Below are 18,286 nucleotides of genomic sequence, written 5' to 3'. Positions count from 1 at the left end.
CGGCGCCGCATCTCGGTCACGGATGCGCGCGAGGGGGTGAGGGCGTGGCGGTCCCCGGCCGCCGGGCTGCCCGCAGCCCGACCCCGACCGCCCCCACGGGCGCCGAGGATGACGCGACCCGGGACCGGGCCCTGATGGCCCGTGTCACCGACGGCGAGCAGGACGCTCTCGGCGCGCTCTACGACCGCTTCGTCCGCCGCGTGTACTCGCTGTCCCGGCGCATCTGCGGGCACGACACCGCCGCCGAGGACGTCGTCCAGGAGGTGTTCCTCGAGGTCTGGCGCCGGGCCGAGCGGTTCGACCCCGCGCGCGGCTCGGTGGCGACGTGGGTGCTGACGCTGACCCACCACAAGGCGGTGGACGCGGTCCGCCGCGACGTCGCGCTCCGCCGGCACACCCGGCCCGTCGACGACGACCGCGACGTGCCGTCCGGGCCCGGCGCCGACCACGCCGCCATCGCCTCGGTGGTCGCCGCGGACCTGCGCGGGGCGCTCGCCCGGCTCCCGCTGCCCGTGCGGCAGACCGTCGCGCTGGCCTACTACGGCGGCTACACCCAGTCCGAGGTGGCCGCGATCCTCGGCATCCCGCTGGGCACGGTGAAGTCGCGCACCGCCGGCGCGATGACGACCCTGCGCGAGCAGCTCCGGCGCATGCACGAGACGGCCTGAGCCCTAGGGTCCGCCCGGTGAGCCTCCACCCCGTCCGGCGCCCGGACGATCTGGACGTCGTGCGCGACTCCTACGACCGCGTCGCGGACAACTACGTGGAGATGGTGGCCGCCAGCGCCCTTGGCGACATCCGGGTGCAGCCCTGGCTGCGGGCGGCGATGGACGTCTTCGCGGACGCCGTCACCGACCTGGGGCCCGTGCTCGACGTCGGCTGCGGACCGGGCACGGTGACGGCGTACCTCGCCGAGCGCGGGGTGGACGTCTCCGGCGTGGACCTGTCGCCGCGCATGGTCGAGCACGCGCGCCGCCTGCACCCCGGGTGCGACTTCGCCGTCGCCTCGGCGACCGAGCTGGAGCTGGCGGACGCGTCGCTCGGCGGCGTCCTCGGGTGGTGGTCGCTGTTCAACCTGCCGCGCGACGTGCTGCCGCAGGTCCTGGCGTCCTTCGCCCGCGCCCTGGTGCCCGGCGGTCAGCTGATCGTCGGGATGCACGTCGGCGACGACGACCTCGCGCGGACGCAGGCCTACGGCGGGGTCGCGGTCCGGTGGACGACGTACCGGTGGCGGCCGGAGCAGCTGGTCGCGATGGTCGAGCAGGCGGGCCTGGACCCGGTCGCCGAGCTGCGGCTGGCTCCCGAGGGTCAGCTCGGTCCGCTCGTCGTGGTCGTCGCCCGACGCGACGGTGATCGTCAGTAGTACCAGGGGAACGGGCTCCAGTCGGGCGGCCGCTTGCCCAGGAACGCGTCCTTGCCCTCGGTGGCCTCGTCGGTCATGTACGCCAGGCGCGTGGTCTCGCCGGCGAAGAGCTGCTGGCCGACGAGGCCGTCGTCCGGGAGGTTGAACGCGTACTTCAGCATCCGCTGGGCCTGCGGCGACTTGCCGAGGATCTCGCGCGCCCACTGGATCGCCGTCGTCTCGAGCTCGGCGTGCCGGACGGCCTCGTTGACCGCGCCCATCGCCTGCATCTGCTCGGCGGTGTAGGTACGGCCGAGGAAGAAGATCTCCCGGGCGAACTTCTGGCCGACCGCCCGCGCCAGGTACGCCGAGCCGAAGGCGGCGTCGAAGCTGCCGACGTCGGCGTCGGTCTGCTTGAACCGCGCGTGCTCCCGCGACGCGAGGGTGAGGTCGCAGACCGCGTGCAGCGAGTGCCCGCCGCCCGCGGCCCAGCCGTTGACGACGGCGATGACGACCTTGGGCATGAAGCGGATCAGGCGCTGGCACTCGAGGATGTGCAGCCGCCCGGCCCGACCCTTCTCGTCGGCCGACACCTCGGTCTCGGACTCGGCGTACTGATAGCCCGTGCGCCCGCGGATGCGCTGGTCGCCGCCCGAGCAGAACGCGTGCCCGCCGTCCTTGCTCGAGGGGCCGTTCCCGGTGAGCAGGACGACGCCCACGTCCGCGCTCGTGCGCGCGTGCTCCAGCGCCGTGGCCAGCTCGTCGACGGTGTGCGGGCGGAACGCGTTGCGGACCTCGGGGCGGTCGAACGCGATGCGCACGGCGCCCAGCTCGACGTGGCGGTGGTAGGTGATGTCGGTGTAGCCGGCCACCTCGCGCCAGGCGGAGGGATCGAAGAGCGGGGCGTCGGCGTCGACCATGGTCGGCGAGCCTAGGACAGCTCCGGGCTTGACCCCCGTCCGCGCGCGACCGGAGACTCCGCCATGCCCCAGAGCCTCCGGTCGGTGACCCCGCGCATGGTCGTGCAGGACCCCGAGGGCGCGGTGGCGTTCCTGCGCGACGTGTTCGACGCCGTGGGCGAGGTGGAGGCCGGGCGGCCCACCGAGGTCGGGCTCGGCGACTCGACGATCATGGTGAGTGGCGCGGGCGAGCGGGACGTCTTCCCCGCCTTCCTGTACGTCTACGTCCCCGACGCCGACGCCGCGTTCACCCGCGCGGTCGCGGCCGGCGCCACCACCGTCGAGGCCCCGACGGACACGTTCTACGGCGACCGGCGCGCGATGGTGCGCGACCCGTTCGGCAACGTCTTCCAGATCGCCCACCGCCTCACGGGCGAGCCCGCGCCATAATCCCGCCCGTGGCCCACGATCCCGAGCTCGCGGAGCGGCTCCGTGCCCTGCTGGACGGCGAGCGGGGGCTCACCGAGAAGCGCATGTTCGGCGGGTGCGCATTCCTGCTGGACGGGCACATGGCGGTCGTCGCGGGCAACGCGGGCGACCTCATGGTGCGCATCGACCCGGCGCGCACCGAGACGCTGCTGGAGCGCCCGGGCGCGGCACCGACGATCATGCGCGGGCGGCCGATGCGCGGCTGGCTGGACGTCACGGGCGAGCTCGACGACGCCGCCCTGCAGGGCTGGGTCGACGAGGGCGTGTCCTACGCGCGGTCGCTGCCCCCGAAGTGAGCGCGCACGGCCGCCCGGTCGGGCTTGCCGATGCCGCGCAGCGGTAGCGCGTCGAGCACCGCCACCGCCCGCGGCGCCGCCCGCCCGAGCCCCGGGGCCACCGCCGCGCGCAGGGTCTCCGCGTCGAGCCCGTCGCCGACGACCGCTGCGACCACCCGCGCGCCCCACTCGGCGTCCGGGAGCCCGACCGCGCACGCCTCGCGCACCCCGTCCTGGACGAGCAGCGCGCGCTCGACCGTCGCCGGCGCCACCTTCTCCCCGCCGGTGACGATGACGTCGTCCGCGCGCCCGAGCACCTCGAGCCGCCCGTCGGGACGCCAGGCGCCGAGGTCGTTGGTGCGGAAGCCGTCGGGGGTGAACGCGGCGCGGTCGGCGTCGGACACCGCGCCCCGGTAGCCCGCCGCGAGCGTCGCGCCGCCGAGGCGGATGCGCCCGTCGTCCTCGAGGGTCACGGTGACGCCGTCGAGCGGGCGCCCCTCGTAGACGCAGCCGCCGCACGTCTCGCTCATGCCGTACGTGGTGACGACCGGGACGCCCGCGGTGCGCGCCCGCACGAGCAGCACCGGGTCGGCCGCCGCGCCGCCGAGCAGGACCGCGGTGAACGAGCGCAGCGCCTCCAGCGGGGCCCCGCCCGCGTCGAGCAGGCGCACGAGCTGGGTGGGGACGAGCGAGGTGTAGGCGGCGCCGGCGCCCGCGACGGCCGCCGCGAAGGCCTCGGGGCGGAACCCGTCGCGCAGGTCCATCGCCGCGGCGGGCGCGCCGGCGCGCGCCGAGCGCAGCAGCACCTGCAGCCCGGCGACGTGGTGGGCGGGCAGCGCGAGCAGCCACCGCCCGGGCGGGCCGAGACGGGCGGACGTCGCGTCGGCCGACGCGCGCAGCGACGCCGCGGGCAGCAGCACCGCCTTGGGCGCGCCGGTGGAGCCGGTGGTGGTGACGACGGCGGCGACCGTGTCGTTTACGGGCGCGGTCAGCTCCGCGGGCGGCGCGGGGTCGCCGGGGCCGGTCGGCAGCACGGCGGGGCCGTCGCCCGCGAGCGCGGCGTGGGCCAGCGCGCCGAGGCGCGCGGCGGCGTCGGGGCTCCCGTCGGTCGGGACGATCTCCACCGCGCGCACCGACCTAGGGTAGGGGCGTGGTCGGTGCACCGTCGGTCGTCGCGCTGCCCCTGCGCACGCGCTTCCGCGGGATCACCACCCGCGAGCTCGCGCTGGTGGAGGGCCCGGCGGGCTGGGGCGAGTTCTGCCCGTTCGTCGAGTACGACGACGCGGAGGCGCTCTCCTGGTGGCGGTGCGCCCGCGAGGCCGCCGAGGACGGCTGGCCGGCGCCGGTGCGCGAGCGTGTCGAGGTCAACGCCACGGTGCCCGCGGTCGGCCCGGAGCACGCGCACCGGATCGTCACGGCGTCGGGCGCCCGCACCGCGAAGGTGAAGGTGGCCGAGAAGGGCCAGGACGCGGGCGAGGACCTCGCCCGGGTCGAGGCCGTCCGGGACGCCCTGGGCCCCGACGGCCGGGTGCGGGTCGACGCCAACGGCGGGTGGGACGTCGACGGGGCGGTCGCCGCGATCTGGGCGCTGGCGCGCGCCGCAGGCGGTCTGGAGTACGTCGAGCAGCCGTGCGCGTCGGTCGAGGAGCTGGCCGCGGTGCGCCGGCGGGTCGACGTCCCGGTGGCCGCGGACGAGTCGATCCGCCGCGCCGAGGACCCGCTGCGCGTGGCCCGGGCGGAGGCGGCGGACGTCGCGGTGCTCAAGGTCGCCCCCCTGGGCGGGGTACGCGCGGCGCTGCGGGTGGCCGAGCGGATCGGGCTGCCGTGCGTGGTCTCGTCGGCGGTCGAGAGCTCGGTGGGCCTGGCCGCGGGGCTGGCGCTCGCCGGCGCGCTGCCCGAGCTGCCGTTCGCGTGCGGGCTGGGCACCGCGGACCTGCTGGCCGCCGACGTCGTCACGGCCTCGCTGCACCCCGTCGCCGGCGTCCTGGCCGTTCCGCGCCGGCCGCCGGCGCCCGACCCCGACCTCCTGGTGACGTACGCCGCCGACCCGGCGACCCGCGACCGGTGGACCGACCGCCTGCGCCGGGTACAGGGGCTCGCATGAGCGACAAGGACGAGCGTCTCGAGGCCGGCCGCGAGATCGTGCGCGCCAAGCAGGACAAGGGCCTGACCTGGGCGGACCTGGCCGCGACGCTCGACCGGTCGCTGGTCTGGACCACGTCGGCGCTGCTCGGCCAGCAGCCGCTGGACGCCGAGCAGGCGAAGAAGGTCGGCGACGCGCTCGACCTCGACGACGACGTCGTCGACGCGCTGACCCTGCCGCCGGTGCGCGGCGACCTCGCCCTCGACCCCACCGAGCCGGTGACCTACCGCCTGCAGGAGGCGCTGCAGGTCTACGGATCGAGCATCCACGAGCTCATCCGCGAGGAGTTCGGCGACGGCATCATGAGCGCCATCGACTTCACCCTCGACTTCGAGCGCGTCGAGGACCCGAAGGGCGACCGGGTGAAGCTGACGCTCAACGGCAAGTTCCTGCCCTACAAGGTGTGGTAGCGACACGCCGGGTCGGGGTGAGGTGGTCGCTCCCCGCGCGCGAGTAGCGTGCGGAGCGTGACCGCCGCGCCCCCGCAGAACACGGCGACCCCGCCCGACACGTCGGCCGGGGACGCCACGGCGGTGGCGAGCGCGTCGGCCGCGTCCGACCCGCGTCTCGAGCACGGGCCGCCCGAGCACGTCCGCACCGCGTTCGGCGTGCGGGAGGCCGTGCCGCAGCCGCGTCCCGACCTGCCCGGCCCCGCGTGGCGCTGCGACGGGCTGGTGCTGCGCCCGGTGGCCGACACCGTGCTCGCGGCGTGGTCCGCGGGCGCGATCGAGGAGCTCGCCGCCCACGGCGTCGACGGGCTGCGCCTGGCCAAGCCGGTGCGCGCCACCGACGGGCGCCGCGTCGTGGCCGGCTGGGCCGCCAGCCACGACGTCGCCGGCCGGGTCGAGCCGCGCCACGACGACGTCGTCGCCGCGTCCCTGCGCCTGCACCGGGCGACCGCGCGCCTGGAGCGCCCGCGCCTGGTCGACGACCGCGACGACCTGCTCGCTCGCGCGGACCGCGCCGCGTTCGGCGAGAAGGAGGTCGCGCTCGACCCCGAGACCGGCGGGACGCTGTTCGCCGAGCTCGCGCGCCGCCGCCGTCCGCTGGGCCGGCCGTCACAGCTCGTGCACGGCGACCTGTTCGGCACCGTGCTGTTCGACCCGTCCGACCCCGGCGCCCCGCCCGCGGTGCTCGACCTCGTGCCGTTCTGGCGGCCCGTCGAGTGGGCGGCCGCGGTGGTGGTCGTCGACGCGCTGGCCTGGGGCGGGGCCGACCCCGGCATCACCACGCGCTGGTCGCACCTCGTGGAGTGGCCGCAGGTGCTGCTGCACGCCCTGCTCTTCCGCCTCGCCGTGCACGCCCAGCACCCCTCGTGCACCCGCGAGTCGCTGCACGGCCTCGAGCACGCCGCGCGCCTCGTCAGCAGCCTGCTGCCGCTGTAGGCCTGCCGCTGGAGATCGCCCGGCGTGACGGGCGACGCACCCGCGCTTCGTCCCGTCGCAACACGAGGACACGTGCGCGCAACACGCGCTTCCTAGCGTCACGCCGCATGACCGGGAGCAGCCTGCTGCGAGGACGCTGGATCGACGACTGGCGTCCTGAGGACGAGTCGTTCTGGCGGTCGACGGGCAGGAGGGTCGCGAAGCGGAACCTCTGGTTCTCGGTGCTCTCCGAGCACATCGGGTTCTCGATCTGGTCGATGTGGTCGGTCCTCGTGCTGTTCATGCCCGAGGCGACCTACCACATCGACACCGCCGGGAAGTTCTTCCTCGTCTCGGTGCCCACGCTGGTCGGCGCGGTCCTGCGCCTGCCCTACACGATGGCGGTCGCCGTCTTCGGTGGGCGGAACTGGACGATCATCAGCGCCGGGCTGCTGCTGATCCCGACGGTGCTGGCGGCGTTCGTCATGCACCCGGGCACCTCGTACACGACGTTCATCGTCGTGGCGGTGTTCGCCGGCGTCGGCGGCGGCAACTTCGCCTCGTCGATGACCAACATCAACGCCTTCTTCCCGGAGAAGCAGAAGGGCGCCGCGCTGGGCATCAACGCCGGCGGCGGCAACCTGGGCGTCGCGGTGGTCCAGCTGATCGGCCTGCTCATCATCGCGACGGCGGGGACGGGCGCGCCGCGGATCATCCTCGGCATCTACATCCCGCTGATCGTCGTCGCGACGGTCTGCGCGGCGCTGTTCATGGACAACCTGTCCTCGGTGCGCAACGACACGGGCGCGCTGAAGGAGGCCACGCGCGACGCCCAGACCTGGATCATCTCGTTCCTCTACATCGGGACGTTCGGGTCGTTCATCGGCTACAGCTTCGCGTTCGGTCTCGTGCTGCAGAACCAGTTCGGCCGCACCCCGCTGCAGGCCGCGGCGGTCACGTTCATCGGGCCGCTGCTCGGCTCCCTGATCCGTCCCGTCGGCGGCTGGCTCTCCGACCGCATCGGCGGCACGAAGGTCACGTTCTGGAACTTCGTCGCCATGGCCGTCGCGTCGCTGATCTGCATCGGGGCGTCGGCGATCGAATCGCTCACGATCTTCACGATCGGCTTCGTGCTGCTGTTCGTCACCTCGGGCATCGGCAACGGCTCGGTCTACAAGATGATCCCGGCGGTGTTCCGCACCAAGGCCCTCGCCGCCACCGAGGAGCGCGGCTGGGACCAGGAGGAGGCGCTGCTGTGGGCCCGCCGCATCTCCGGGGCGGTGATCGGGATCGCGGGGGCGATCGGGGCGTTCGGCGGCCTGCTGCTCAACCTCGCGTTCCGCTCCTCGTTCCAGGCCACGGGCAGCGGCACCCCGGCGTTCTGGTCGTTCGTCGCCTTCTACGCGGTGTGCTTCGTCGTCACGTACGCGGTCTACCTGCGCTCCGGCACGGCCGCGACCGACCCGAAGACGGGCACCCGCCTGTCCTACGCGCAGGTCTGAGCCGCGCCGCGGGGGCGACGGGGCTCTATCCTGATCGGGTGGTGGGTCGACGTGGGTGAGCGCCCGCTGGCGGGCTGGCGGGTCGGCGTGACGGCCGATCGCCGCGCCGACGACCAGCTCGACCTGCTGCGCCGCAAGGGCGCCGAGGTCGTGCACGGGCCGACGATGCGCATCGTCCCGCTCGAGGACGACGCGCAGCTCGCCGAGACCACGCGCGCGCTGCTCGCGGACCCGCCGGCCGTGGTCGTCGCCACCACCGGGCAGGGGTTCCGGGGGTGGCTGTCGGTCGCCCGGGAGTGGGGGTTGGGCGAGGCTCTGCACGAGGTGCTGGGGGCGGCGACCGTGCTCGCGCGCGGGCCGAAGGCGCGCGGCGCGATCCGCGGGGCGGGGCTGCGCGAGGCCTGGTCGGCGGACGCGACGGAGTCGTCGCCGGAGGTCCTGTCGCACCTCCTGGAGGACGGGGTCGACGGGGTGCGCATCGCGGTGCAGCTCCACGGCGACCCGATGACCGACTTCCTCGCCGCGCTGCGCTCGGCCGGCGCCGACGTGGTCACCGTCGGCGTGTACCGGTGGGAGCCGCCGCCGGACCTGCCCGCGGTCGACGCGCTGCTCGACGCGATCGTCGCGCGCGAGGTCGACACGGTGACGTTCACCAGCGCGCCGGCGGTCGAGGGGCTGGTGCACCAGGCGACGGCGCGGGGTCAGCGCGACGCCGTGATCGAGGCGCTGCGGTCGCGCGAGGTGCTGGCGTGCTGCGTCGGGCCGGTGACCGCGGCGCCGCTCGCGCGCCTGGGCGTGGAGGGCATCGCGCCGGAGCGCTTCCGGCTCGGGGCGATGGTGAAGCGGCTCGAGGAGCACGCCCTCTCGACACCGATCATGCCGTGACGCCGCCCGCGCTGCTCCTGCTCGCCCACGGCACCGAGGACGCCGCCGGGCGGGCGACCTGGGACCGCCTGCGCGACGCCGTGGCGTGGGCGCTGCCGGCGGTCGCCGTGCGGCTGGCGTACGCCGACGTGGTGAGCCCGACGACGGCCGAGGCGCTCGCGGAGCTCCCGGGCCCGGTCGTGGTGGTGCCGGCGTTCCTGGCGTCCGGCTACCACGTGCGCGTCGACGTGCCCGAGCAGCTCGCGGCGACGGGGCGCGACGACGTCGTCGTGGCCGCGCCGTTCGGGCCCGACCCGGCGCTGGTCGGGGTGCTGCTCGACCGCCTCGAGGAGGCCGGGGCCCAGCCGGACGACACCGTGGTGCTCGCGGCCGCGGGCTCGCGGGACCCGGGCGCCCAGGACGACCTGCGCACCGCCGGCGCGCTGCTCACCGCGCGGGTGGGGCGCGATGTGCCGGTGGCCTACATCGCGGGCGGCGAGCCCCGCGTGGCGTCGGTGGTGGCGTCGGCGGCGGCGCGGGGTGGGCGGGTCGTGCTGGCGACGTGGCTGCTCGCGCCCGGGGCGTTCCACCGCTGGCTCGCCGACGCCGGGGCGGCCGTGGTCGCCGAGCCGCTGGGCGACCACCCGGACGTCGTCGGGGTGGCCGTCGAGCGCTACCGGGCGGCCATCCGACCGAGGCCCGCGGAGGTGGCGTCGTGAGCCGGGCGGGCACCCCGGCGGTGGGGCTCGCGGTGCACCTCTACGCCTCCGACGGGCGCTGGATCGCGTGGTACCAGCCGGGGCTGCCGTACGTGTGGGACACCGGCGGGCGGTGGATCGGGTGGTTCCCGTGGGCCGACGCGGCGGACTCCGTGGAGCGTGGCGACGTCCTCGACCCGCACGACGCCTACCTCGGCACGGTCGTCGGCGACCGGCTCCTCGCCCGGACCGCGCGCCGGCCCCGCCCGGTCCCGCGGCGCGTCCCCGAGCCGCAGCGTCCGGTCGGACCACCCGACGTCGACCGTGCGCTCGCCCTGCCTCCCCCGATCGGCTACGTGGACATCGACGCCGGGCGACTCTCCGGCGACTGAGAGCCACCCCGGTGTTTACCGGTGGTCACGATCGGGTGATGCTTGACCCATGAGCCTCGGGCGGGTCATCGGCACCCTGGTGGTGATCCTCGTGCTCTACGCGATCGTCACCGCGCCCCAGGAGGCGGCGAGCTCCGTGCAGGACGGGGCGTCGACCGCCGCCGACGCGGGCACCTCGATCACGGTGTTCTTCTCGAGCATCGTCAGCGACGTCGCCGGGGCGACCGGGGCGCGCTCGAGCACGGGCATCGGGGACCCGGTCTACCCCGACGGAGGCGTGGAGACGGGCGACGGCTCCACCCCGACCGCTCCCTGACCCGTTCTCTTCTGGCGCACGGTGTGTGCCAGCGTGGGGGCCACGCTGGGCGATTCAATACAGCACGCCGATAGGGCCAGGAAAGCCCCCAGCTCGCGCTGCTGTCGTCAGCGCCGGCGCGGGATCGCGTCGACGTAGGTCGCCCGCGGCGGCGGGAGCGCAGCCGCCACGGCGAGACCGTCGAGCACGTCGCGCCGGGTGCCGTCCGGGTCGTCGCGCTGGGACGGCCGCGTGCTCACCACGTGCAGCCCGACGCCCCGCAACGCCCGCTGTCGCCGCAGGGTGTGGTCCACCTGGTCGGGCGTCGAGAAGTGGTGCTCCACCGAGTCGACCTCCCAGACGAAGCCGACCTCCTCGACGAGCACGTCGACGATCCCGACCTGCCGGCCGTCGAGGTCGCGCACCGACACGTTGAACCGCGCCGGCGGCAGGTCCGGCTGAGCGAGCCACCACGCCTTGGCGTCGAACTCCGCCGCGGACCAGACGTCGGCCCCGATGGCGTGCAGGACGGCCCGGGGAGCCGCGCTGCCCTTGCGGCACCCGGCGTCGAGCTCCTCGAGCAGCTGCGCCGGGACGAGCAGCCGGCGCCGGATCGGTTCGGCGAGCACGGTGGCGATCGCCCTCGGGTCCGTCATCAGGCGGACCTCGTCGAGAACCGCGCGGCCGAGCGGGGCGACGGCGAGTCCCTCGCGCTCGACGCCCCGCGGCATCCGCGAGGTGCGCTCGACGTGGAAGATGCCCCAGCTCCGCACCTGGGTGCTGTGCGGGATCAACAGGTGCACCCGCGTCGGCGCGGGTCCGGCGCGCATGCCGTGCAGGCGCAGCGCGGCCCCTCCGGTGATCAGCGCGTCGTCGCCGCCGTGGAGCAGCGCGGCGATCATCTTTTGGTGCCAGGTCGGGGTGCCGTTGTGCAGGGCCGCGATGCCGGGCCCGAGCCGCTGCCAGGGCTCGCCGTCGCGGCACCGGCGGTAGGCCGTGGACTCGGGCACCCCGAGGCGCTCCAGTTCGCGGACGGCGATCACGCCGTCGTTGCTCGCCGCCATCAACATCTCGGGCGCGGTCGCCCAGTCACCCCTGCGCATGCCGCGACGGTCGCCGACGCGGGGCGCCGAGCGTGAGCGGTGGCCGTACGCCTGTGGACGCATTCGGCGGATGGGGACAACCCGTGGCCGTGGTGAGCGGGGGGCTTTCCTGACCCTATCGGCGTGCTGTATTGGATTGCCGGCGTGCCCCCACGCTGGCACGAACCACGCCGGCCCCAGCCCCGGGTCACCGCCGCGAAACACCCGGCGGAGCCCGACCCGCTCTCGTAGTCACGAGGAAACACTTCGGAAATCGCCGGTTGGTGTGCTGATCACAGCGAGGGAGCAGGCCGGTCCGGCCGGCGAACACCCCGCCATCCCGAGATCCACCTCGTCCCCGGACCACGTCCGGGCACCGAGGGCGCACCACCCAGCGGCCCCCGAGGGAGAACACCAGCATGACCAGCACCGAGCTCACCGACGTCGAGCAGAAGAGCCTCGAGGAGATCCCGCACCCCTCGCTGCCCGAGGGGTCGAGCATCTACGGCGGCACCAAGGTCTTCCCCGACCTCCAGGCCGAGAACGGCGAGACCTACTTCACCCTCGTGCACGGCATCGCCCACGAGTCGTCGGTCAGCTTCGTCGCCGTCCTCCAGGCCACCCGCGCCCTGCGCAAGGGCTTCGAGACCGCGATCTACTTCTACGGCCCCGGCTCGCTGAACTGCCTGGCCACGCGCGGGTTCCCCACCACGGGCACCTCCGCGTTCCCCGGCGAGCACAACATCAACGACCAGCTCAAGACGTTCATGGCCGAGGGCGGCAAGGCCTACTGCTGCCGCTTCGGGCTCTCGCTGCACGGTGCCCGCGAGGAGGACCTCATCGAGGGCGTCATCCCGACGCACCCGCTCGACGTGCAGGACGCGCTCATCCACTACGCCCGCAAGGGCGCGATCATCAACTCGACCTACCAGCTCTGAGCCGCGCGGCCGGTGCGGGGACGTCCGCGTCCCCGCACCGCGCCGGTCACACGCCGTCGCGAGCCAGGAGGTCCGTCGATGTCCCGCACCGAGCACCCGACCGATCTCGGACTGTCCGCCCGCACCGAGGTGGCCGTCCGCGGCGTCGCGATCGACCCGCCCACGACGGTGAGCCTCGGGTCCACCATCCCCCTGCGCCGCCCCGGTGGCGCCGGCCCGTCTGCCGACGGCCACGTGCTGGTCGACGGGCTGAAGACGACGATCCCGATCGACCCGGCGAGCCCCTACCGACTGCGCGCCGGGCGCCTCGTGCGCACCGGCCCCGACGGCGGGGTCACCGACCTCGGCGTCGAGGTCACCACCGTCGCCCGCCCCGCGTTCTACGACCTCACCACCGTCGACGGCGTGCCCTACGAGCAGATCGCCCGCCTGCACGGCGACGACGTCCTCGCGACGACCGTCGTGCAGACCTGTGTGCGCTACGGCGAGCAGGACCGCTGCCGCTTCTGCGCCATCGAGCAGCCCCTGCAGACCGGCGCGACCACCGCGGTGAAGACGCCCGAGCAGCTCGCCGAGGTCGCCGAGGCCGCGGTCCGCCTCGACGGCGTCAAGCAGATGGTGCTCACCACGGGCACGTCCAACGGCCGCGACCGCGGGGCCCGCCACCTCGCCCGCTGCGTGCGCGCCATCAAGGTCCGCGTCCCCGGCCTGCCGGTCCAGGTGCAGTGCGAGCCGCCCGCCCCCTCGGACCTCGCCGCGCTCGCCGACCTCCACGACGCAGGCGCCGACGCGATCGGCATCCACGTCGAGTCGCTCGACGACGCCGTGCGCGCGGCATGGATGCCGGGCAAGGCGAGCGTGCCCCTCGAGCAGTACTGGACGGCCTGGGACGAGGCCGTGCGCCTGTTCGGGGCCAACGCCGTGTCGACCTACCTCATCGTCGGCCTCGGGGAGGACCCCGACGAGCTGGTCGCCGGCGCCGCCGAGCTCGTCGACCGCGGCGTCTACCCCTTCGTCGTCCCCTACCGCCCGATCCCGGGCACGCTCGCGTTCGCCGACGGCGACCCCGCGCCCGACCCCGAGCTGCTCGCCGAGGTCACCGCGCGCGTCGCCAAGGTCCTGCAGGCCGCCGGCATGCGCGGCGCCGACCAGGCCGCCGGCTGCGCGGCGTGCGGCGCGTGCTCGGCGCTGTACGCGGCGGGGGGCTGAGGACCGTGTCGATCCTCGACGACCTGCACACCGCCGACGAGATCCTCGGTGGCCGCACCCGCCGGCCCGCCCGCGACGTCACGATCTCCGAGGCGCCCGCCGTCGACGCCCGCCACCCCGACGTCGTCGCGCACCGGGCGCTGCGGCGCGCGGTGTTCGTCGACGAGCAGGGCCTGTTCGCCGACGACGCCGCCGGTGACCTCGACGGCCACGACCACGACCCGCGCGCGCTCGTGCTCGTCGCCCGCGACGGGGCCGGCGAGGTGCTCGGCGGCGTCCGCCTGGCGCCCATCGACCCCGACGCCGCGCGTCCCGACCAGGGCTGGTGGACCGGCAGCCGCCTTGTCGTGTCGCCCACGGCCCGCCGACGAGCGGGCGTGCGCGTCGGCGCCGCCCTCGTCCGTGCCGCGTGCGCCCGCGCCGAGGCCGCCGGCGTCCTGCGCTTCGAGGCCGACGTCCAGGCCGCGAACGAGACGCTCTTCCGGCGCCTGGGCTGGCAGCGGGTGCGCGACACCGCCGTCGCCGGCCGCCCCCACGTGCGCATGCGCCGGCCGATCGGACGCTTCGCCGACCTCGTCGCCGCCACCAAGGCCCCGCTCGGCGAGCTCGTCGCCGGCCTGGCCGGGTCCGGGATCCACGTCGGCGACGACGGCGCCCCGGTCCCGGGCAGCGACATCGTGGCCGCGTGCGACGCGATCCTGCCCGCGATGGTCGAGCGCGACCCGGAGTGGGCCGGCTGGTGCGGGGTGCTGGTCAACGTCAACGACCTCGCCGCCATGGGCGCCGCGCCCACCGCGCTGCTCGACGCCGTCGGGGCGCGCGACGCGTCGTTCGCCCACCGCGTGCTCACCGGCCTGCGCGCCGCCGCCGACGCCTACGGGGTGCCGGTGATCGGCGGGCACACCCAGCTCGAGGTCCCCGCCTCGCTCGCGGTCACCGCGCTGGGCCGCACCACGACGCCCGTCCCCGCCGCGGGTGGCCGGCCCGGCATGTCGGTCCGGCTCACCGCCGACCTCGGCGGCACCTGGCGTCCCGGCTACACCGGTCGCCAGTGGGACTCCACCTCGAGGCGCAGCCCCGCCGACCTGCGCGCGATGGTCGCGGCGATCGGGCCGCACGCCGCCCACCGGCCCGCGGCCGCCAAGGACGTGTCGATGGCCGGCGTCGTCGGGACGCTGGGCATGCTCGCCGAGGCCTCGGGCACCGGCGCGGTGCTCGACGTCGCCGCCGTGCCCCGCCCGGCCGGCGCGGGCGTGGCCGACTGGTTGACCTGCTTCCCCGGCTTCGCTCTGCTCACCGCCGACGAGCCGGGAGCGCCCGCGCCGTCGGCCGGCCCGGCGACGAGCGCGGTGTGCGGGGAGCTGACCGACGCGACCGGCGTCGCCCTGCGCTGGCCCGACGGCGAGGTGACCGAGGCCGTCGGCGGGGGCGTCACCGGGCTGGGCGCCGCGCACCCCCTGGAGAGGAACCGATGACCCGCAGGACGTTCGCCGCCGCGGCGGCCGGCTTCGGCCGCGATCTCGACGAGGACTTCGCGACGATCGCGACCCTGCTCGAGCGCGCGCGGGGCGCGGGCGCGGACCTGCTGGCGTTGCCCGAGGCCGCGCTCGGGGGCTACCTGTCGTCGCTGCACGACTCGGGCGGGTCGGGGGAGCCGGTGGACGAGCCCCCGCAGCTCGACGTCGACGGGCCGGAGATCGCGCGCCTCGTCGCCCTGGCCGGCGACACCGTCGTCACCGCGGGCTTCTGCGAGCGCGGCGACGCGGCGTCGGGGTACCGGCCCTACAACAGCGCCGTCGCCGTGACGGGCGACGGCGTCCTCGGGCACCACCGCAAGGTCCACCAGCCGCTGAACGAGCACACGTCGTACGCGGCGGGCGACCGGTTCGCCGCGTTCGACACGCCGGTCGGGCGGCTGGGGATGATGATCTGTTACGACAAGGCGTTCCCCGAGGCCGCCCGCGCGCTGGCGGTGGACGGGGCGCGCGTCGTGGTGTGCATGTCGGCGTGGCCCGCGGCGCGCACCGACCCGGCGCCGGTGCTCGCCGACGACCGGTGGACCCGCCGCTTCGACCTGTTCGACCGTGCCCGCGCGCTGGAGAACCAGATCGTCTGGGTGTCGGCCAACCAGGCCGGGACGTTCGGGGACATGCGGCTCGTGGCCAGCGCGAAGGTCGTCGACCCGGGCGGGGAGGTGCTCGCCACGACGGGGACCGACGCGGGGGTCGCGGTCGCGACCGTCGACGTCGACGACGCGGTGGACGCCGCGCGGCGCTTCATGGGGCACCTGCGCGACCGGCGACCCGCGTCGTACGCCGGGCCGCCGCTGCCGGCGCGGGCCGGGTAGGACCGGCGGGTGGTCCGTCTCGCCGCCGCCGCGGCCCACTTCACCCGTGACGTCGGGTTCGACCTCGACCGCATCAAGATGATCGTCTCGCACGCGCGGGAGGCCGGGGTCTCGCTGCTCGCGCTGCCCGACGGAGCGCTCGGGGGCTACCTCACCGACCTGCGCCACCCCGACGAGACGTGCCTGCCGCCGCTGCTCGAGCCCAACGGCGACGAGGTCCGCTCGGTGATCGACATCGCCGGGGACATGGTGGTGTGCCTCGGGTACAGCGAGCGCGGGCCGGACCGGGGGAGCGGGCCGGTGCGCTACGACGCGGCGGTGTGCCTGTCGGGCGACGGGATCCTCGGCCGGCACCGCAAGGTCCACCTGCCCGCGGGGATCGCGCCGCTGTTCGAGGCCGGCGAGGGGTTCCGCGCGTTCGACACGCCGGTGGGGCGGATGGGCCTGCTCATCGACCACGACAAGACGTTCCCGGAGGCGGCCCGCGCGCTCGCGATGGACGGGGCGTCGGTGATCGGCTGCCTGTCGGCGTGGCCGGCGTCGCTGACCCACCGCGCGCCGCGGATGGCGCAGGACCGCCAGGCGCGGCTGTTCGACCTCTACGACCAGGCGCGCGCCGCGGAGAACCAGGTCGTCTGGCTCTCGGCGAACCAGAGCGGGCGGTACGGGGCGCTGCACTTCCTGGGGCGGGCGAAGGTGGTCGGGCCGGGCGGGGAGATCCTCGCGCGGACGTGGTCGAAGGGCGGGCTGGCCGTCGCGGAGGTCGACCTGCCCGGCATGCTCGGCGCGGCCCGGGCCGTGCTGCACCACCTGGCCGAGCGCCGGCCCGAGGCGTACGGCTCCTGATGCGCATCGCCCTGCTGACCTACTCCACCAAGCCGCGGGGTGGGGTCGTGCACACCCTGGCGCTGGGCGAGGCGCTCGCGCGGGCCGGTCACGACGTCACGGTGTGGGCGCTGGCGCGCGGCGGGGACACGGGGTTCTTCCGCGCCGTGTCCGCCGATGTGGACGTGCGGCTGGTGCCGGTGCCCGACGTCGAGGGCGAGGGCGTGGGGGAGCGGATCCTGCGGTCGATCGCTCTCCTGGCCCGCGGTTTCTCCGGGTCCTTCGATGTCGTGCACGCGCAGGACTGCCTGACGGCGAACGCGGTCGGCCGGGTCCGCGGGTACGGCGCGCTGTGGCGGACCGTGCACCACCTCGACGTCTTCACGACGCCCGAGCTCGCGGCGTGCCACGAGCGGGCGCTGGTGGAGCCGGCGGGGCTGGTGTGCGTGTCCGAGGCGGTGGCGGGCGAGGTCCGGGCCGGCTGGGGCCGGGCGCCGGCGGTGATCGGCAATGGGGTGGACGCGGCGCGGTTCGCGGCGGCGGCGGAGGCGGGCGCGGGGGAGCCGTGGCGGGCGCGGTACGGGCGCTACGTGCTGGCGGTCGGCGGGATCGAGCCGCGCAAAGGGACGCTCGAGCTGGTGGAGGCGATGGCTTCCGTGGATGCGCCCTTGCTGATCGCGGGCGGGGACACCCTGTTCGACTACCGGGGCTACCGCGACGAGGTGTTCGCGCGCGCGGCGGCGCTGGGCGTCGAGCCGGTGGTGCTCGGGTCGGTCGACGACGCCGGGCTGCCCGGACTCGTGGCGGGCGCGGCGGTGTTCGCGTTCCCGTCGACGAAGGAGGGCTTCGGGCTCGCGGCGATGGAGGCGCTCGCCGCGGGCGTGCCGCTCGTGGCCCGGGACCTGCCGGTGCTGCGCGAGGTGTTCGCGGGCGCGGCCCGCTTCGCCGACGGGCCGGAGGGGTTCGCGCGCGAGATCCGGGGCGTGCTGGACGGCTCGGACCCCGAGCTCGACCCGGCCCACGCCACGGTCGGCCGGGCCCTGGCCGCCGCGCACACCTGGGACGCCGCGGCCGCGGCCCACCTGGCCCTCTACCGCCGCGGGTTCACGGGCAGCGACTGAGGCCCTCGTGGCTGGCGCGGTCCTGGCACGGCTCGTGCCAGCGTGGGGGCCACGCTGGCGTTCAACGTCAGGAAATCCACCCGCTCGCCACGCGGTGGTTCGCGAGCACCACGCGTCCGTCGCGGATCTCGACGCCCTCGGCCCGCAGGCGCGCGTGCTGCTCGTCGAGGATGTGCGGCGCGCTCGACCCGTCGGCGCGCAGGACGCGGTGCCAGGGCAGGTCGGCGCCGTCGTCGCGCATCACCCAGCCCACGACGCGCGCCGAGCGCTCACCGGCGGCCGCGGCGACGTCGCCGTACGTCGCCACCCGGCCCTCGGGGATCGCCGCCACCGCGGTGCGGATGCGGTCGTGACGTGCCTCGTCCACGGCGCCCAGTCCAGCACGGTGGCCTGGATCGGGCGGCGACGGCCTCGGTGATCGTGGTGGATTTCCTGACGTTGAACGCCAGCGTGGCCGCCAGGCTGGCACACCCCGTGTGCCGTTCCGACACGCCCGCCACC

22 protein-coding genes are annotated in these 18,286 nt (G+C 75.6%); 18 read left to right on the top strand and 4 right to left on the bottom strand.

Annotation, left to right across the window (positions count from 1 at the left end):
• Positions 1-44: 44 nt before the first annotated feature.
• On the top strand, positions 45-668 hold the full coding sequence (locus ACQPX6_RS24015; protein ID WP_433783011.1) for an RNA polymerase sigma factor: 624 nt from the start codon (positions 45-47) through the stop codon (positions 666-668).
• A 17-nt stretch (positions 669-685) separates the two neighbouring features.
• Positions 686-1,363 (top strand): class I SAM-dependent methyltransferase, encoded by a 678-nt coding sequence (locus ACQPX6_RS24010; RefSeq protein WP_433783009.1) that lies wholly within the window; start codon positions 686-688, stop codon positions 1,361-1,363.
• Here the strand turns inward: ACQPX6_RS24010 and ACQPX6_RS24005 are convergent.
• Positions 1,357-2,262 (bottom strand): 1,4-dihydroxy-2-naphthoyl-CoA synthase, encoded by a 906-nt coding sequence (locus ACQPX6_RS24005; protein WP_433783008.1) that lies wholly within the window; start codon positions 2,260-2,262, stop codon positions 1,357-1,359. The genes ACQPX6_RS24010 and ACQPX6_RS24005 overlap by 7 nt on opposite strands.
• A 63-nt stretch (positions 2,263-2,325) precedes the next feature.
• Here ACQPX6_RS24005 and ACQPX6_RS24000 point away from each other — a divergent pair, with 63 nt between their 5' ends.
• Together ACQPX6_RS24000 and ACQPX6_RS23995 are read left to right on the top strand one after the other, a co-directional pair.
• Positions 2,326-2,691 carry a VOC family protein gene (locus ACQPX6_RS24000; RefSeq protein WP_433783007.1) on the top strand — a complete coding sequence of 122 codons (366 nt, stop codon included), beginning with the start codon at positions 2,326-2,328 and terminating at the stop codon, positions 2,689-2,691.
• Between the two features lie 8 nt (positions 2,692-2,699).
• Entirely contained in the window at positions 2,700-3,026 is a 327-nt protein-coding gene (locus tag ACQPX6_RS23995) for a TfoX/Sxy family protein (RefSeq protein ID WP_433783006.1), read from the top strand.
• On the opposite strand, the gene menE is transcribed toward ACQPX6_RS23995, so the two are convergent.
• The gene (gene menE, locus ACQPX6_RS23990) at positions 2,999-4,129 is read right to left on the bottom strand and encodes an o-succinylbenzoate--CoA ligase (protein WP_433788344.1); all 1,131 of its coding nucleotides are present in this window, start codon (positions 4,127-4,129) and stop codon (positions 2,999-3,001) included. The genes ACQPX6_RS23995 and menE overlap by 28 nt on opposite strands.
• Before the next feature lie 26 nt (positions 4,130-4,155).
• Here menE and ACQPX6_RS23985 point away from each other — a divergent pair, with 26 nt between their 5' ends.
• The 8 genes from ACQPX6_RS23985 (at position 4,156) to ACQPX6_RS23950 (ending at position 10,284) form a co-directional block, all read left to right on the top strand.
• Positions 4,156-5,109 carry an o-succinylbenzoate synthase gene (locus ACQPX6_RS23985; protein WP_433783004.1) on the top strand — a complete coding sequence of 318 codons (954 nt, stop codon included), beginning with the start codon at positions 4,156-4,158 and terminating at the stop codon, positions 5,107-5,109.
• On the top strand, positions 5,106-5,558 hold the full coding sequence (gene cynS / locus ACQPX6_RS23980; protein WP_433783002.1) for a cyanase: 453 nt from the start codon (positions 5,106-5,108) through the stop codon (positions 5,556-5,558). Before ACQPX6_RS23985 ends, cynS begins: the two co-directional genes overlap by 4 nt.
• 57 nt (positions 5,559-5,615) lie before the next feature.
• On the top strand, positions 5,616-6,533 hold the full coding sequence (locus tag ACQPX6_RS23975; protein ID WP_433783001.1) for a TIGR02569 family protein: 918 nt from the start codon (positions 5,616-5,618) through the stop codon (positions 6,531-6,533).
• A gap of 107 nt (positions 6,534-6,640) precedes the next feature.
• The gene (locus tag ACQPX6_RS23970; protein WP_433783000.1) at positions 6,641-8,014 is read left to right on the top strand and encodes a nitrate/nitrite transporter; all 1,374 of its coding nucleotides are present in this window, start codon (positions 6,641-6,643) and stop codon (positions 8,012-8,014) included.
• 51 nt (positions 8,015-8,065) lie between these two features.
• The gene (locus tag ACQPX6_RS23965; RefSeq protein ID WP_433782998.1) at positions 8,066-8,899 is read left to right on the top strand and encodes a uroporphyrinogen-III synthase; all 834 of its coding nucleotides are present in this window, start codon (positions 8,066-8,068) and stop codon (positions 8,897-8,899) included.
• Positions 8,896-9,597, top strand: coding sequence for a sirohydrochlorin chelatase (locus ACQPX6_RS23960; protein WP_433782997.1), 702 nt, complete (start codon positions 8,896-8,898; stop codon positions 9,595-9,597). The genes ACQPX6_RS23965 and ACQPX6_RS23960 overlap by 4 nt, the downstream gene beginning before the upstream one ends.
• Positions 9,594-9,968, top strand: coding sequence for a hypothetical protein (locus ACQPX6_RS23955; protein WP_433782995.1), 375 nt, complete (start codon positions 9,594-9,596; stop codon positions 9,966-9,968). Before ACQPX6_RS23960 ends, ACQPX6_RS23955 begins: the two co-directional genes overlap by 4 nt.
• 49 nt (positions 9,969-10,017) lie before the next feature.
• The gene (locus ACQPX6_RS23950; RefSeq protein ID WP_433782994.1) at positions 10,018-10,284 is read left to right on the top strand and encodes a hypothetical protein; all 267 of its coding nucleotides are present in this window, start codon (positions 10,018-10,020) and stop codon (positions 10,282-10,284) included.
• 107 nt (positions 10,285-10,391) lie between these two features.
• Here ACQPX6_RS23950 and ACQPX6_RS23945 read toward each other — a convergent pair whose 3' ends face one another.
• Positions 10,392-11,366 carry a hypothetical protein gene (locus ACQPX6_RS23945; protein ID WP_433782992.1) on the bottom strand — a complete coding sequence of 325 codons (975 nt, stop codon included), beginning with the start codon at positions 11,364-11,366 and terminating at the stop codon, positions 10,392-10,394.
• A 398-nt stretch (positions 11,367-11,764) separates the two neighbouring features.
• On the opposite strand from ACQPX6_RS23945, the gene ACQPX6_RS23940 reads away from it, so the two are divergent.
• The 6 genes from ACQPX6_RS23940 (at position 11,765) to ACQPX6_RS23915 (ending at position 17,785) form a co-directional block, all read left to right on the top strand.
• Positions 11,765-12,283: an MSMEG_0572/Sll0783 family nitrogen starvation response protein gene (locus tag ACQPX6_RS23940; protein ID WP_433782991.1), complete on the top strand. Its 519-nt coding sequence runs from the start codon at positions 11,765-11,767 to the stop codon at positions 12,281-12,283.
• Positions 12,284-12,361: 78 nt separating this feature from the next.
• The gene (locus ACQPX6_RS23935) at positions 12,362-13,492 is read left to right on the top strand and encodes an MSMEG_0568 family radical SAM protein (protein WP_433782990.1); all 1,131 of its coding nucleotides are present in this window, start codon (positions 12,362-12,364) and stop codon (positions 13,490-13,492) included.
• Positions 13,493-13,497: 5 nt separating this feature from the next.
• Complete coding sequence (locus tag ACQPX6_RS23930; RefSeq protein WP_433782988.1) at positions 13,498-14,967, top strand: MSMEG_0567/sll0787 family protein; 1,470 nt, start codon at positions 13,498-13,500, stop codon at positions 14,965-14,967.
• Positions 14,964-15,839: a carbon-nitrogen hydrolase family protein gene (locus ACQPX6_RS23925; RefSeq protein WP_433782986.1), complete on the top strand. Its 876-nt coding sequence runs from the start codon at positions 14,964-14,966 to the stop codon at positions 15,837-15,839. Before ACQPX6_RS23930 ends, ACQPX6_RS23925 begins: the two co-directional genes overlap by 4 nt.
• A 9-nt stretch (positions 15,840-15,848) precedes the next feature.
• Positions 15,849-16,685: a carbon-nitrogen hydrolase family protein gene (locus tag ACQPX6_RS23920; RefSeq protein WP_433782985.1), complete on the top strand. Its 837-nt coding sequence runs from the start codon at positions 15,849-15,851 to the stop codon at positions 16,683-16,685.
• Positions 16,685-17,785, top strand: a complete 1,101-nt coding sequence (locus ACQPX6_RS23915) for an MSMEG_0565 family glycosyltransferase (RefSeq protein WP_433782984.1) — start codon at positions 16,685-16,687, stop codon at positions 17,783-17,785. Before ACQPX6_RS23920 ends, ACQPX6_RS23915 begins: the two co-directional genes overlap by 1 nt.
• 67 nt (positions 17,786-17,852) lie before the next feature.
• Here the strand turns inward: ACQPX6_RS23915 and ACQPX6_RS23910 are convergent, their stop codons facing one another.
• Positions 17,853-18,152 carry an MGMT family protein gene (locus ACQPX6_RS23910; protein ID WP_433782983.1) on the bottom strand — a complete coding sequence of 100 codons (300 nt, stop codon included), beginning with the start codon at positions 18,150-18,152 and terminating at the stop codon, positions 17,853-17,855.
• Between the last annotated feature and the right edge of the window lie 134 nt (positions 18,153-18,286).

This window comes from Actinomycetospora sp. CA-101289 (assembly GCF_050955895.1).
Taxonomy (GTDB): Bacteria; Actinomycetota; Actinomycetes; order Mycobacteriales; family Pseudonocardiaceae; genus Actinomycetospora.
Note: the sequence above shows the minus strand (reverse complement) of the source record. Positions and strands in the feature narration are given on the sequence as shown.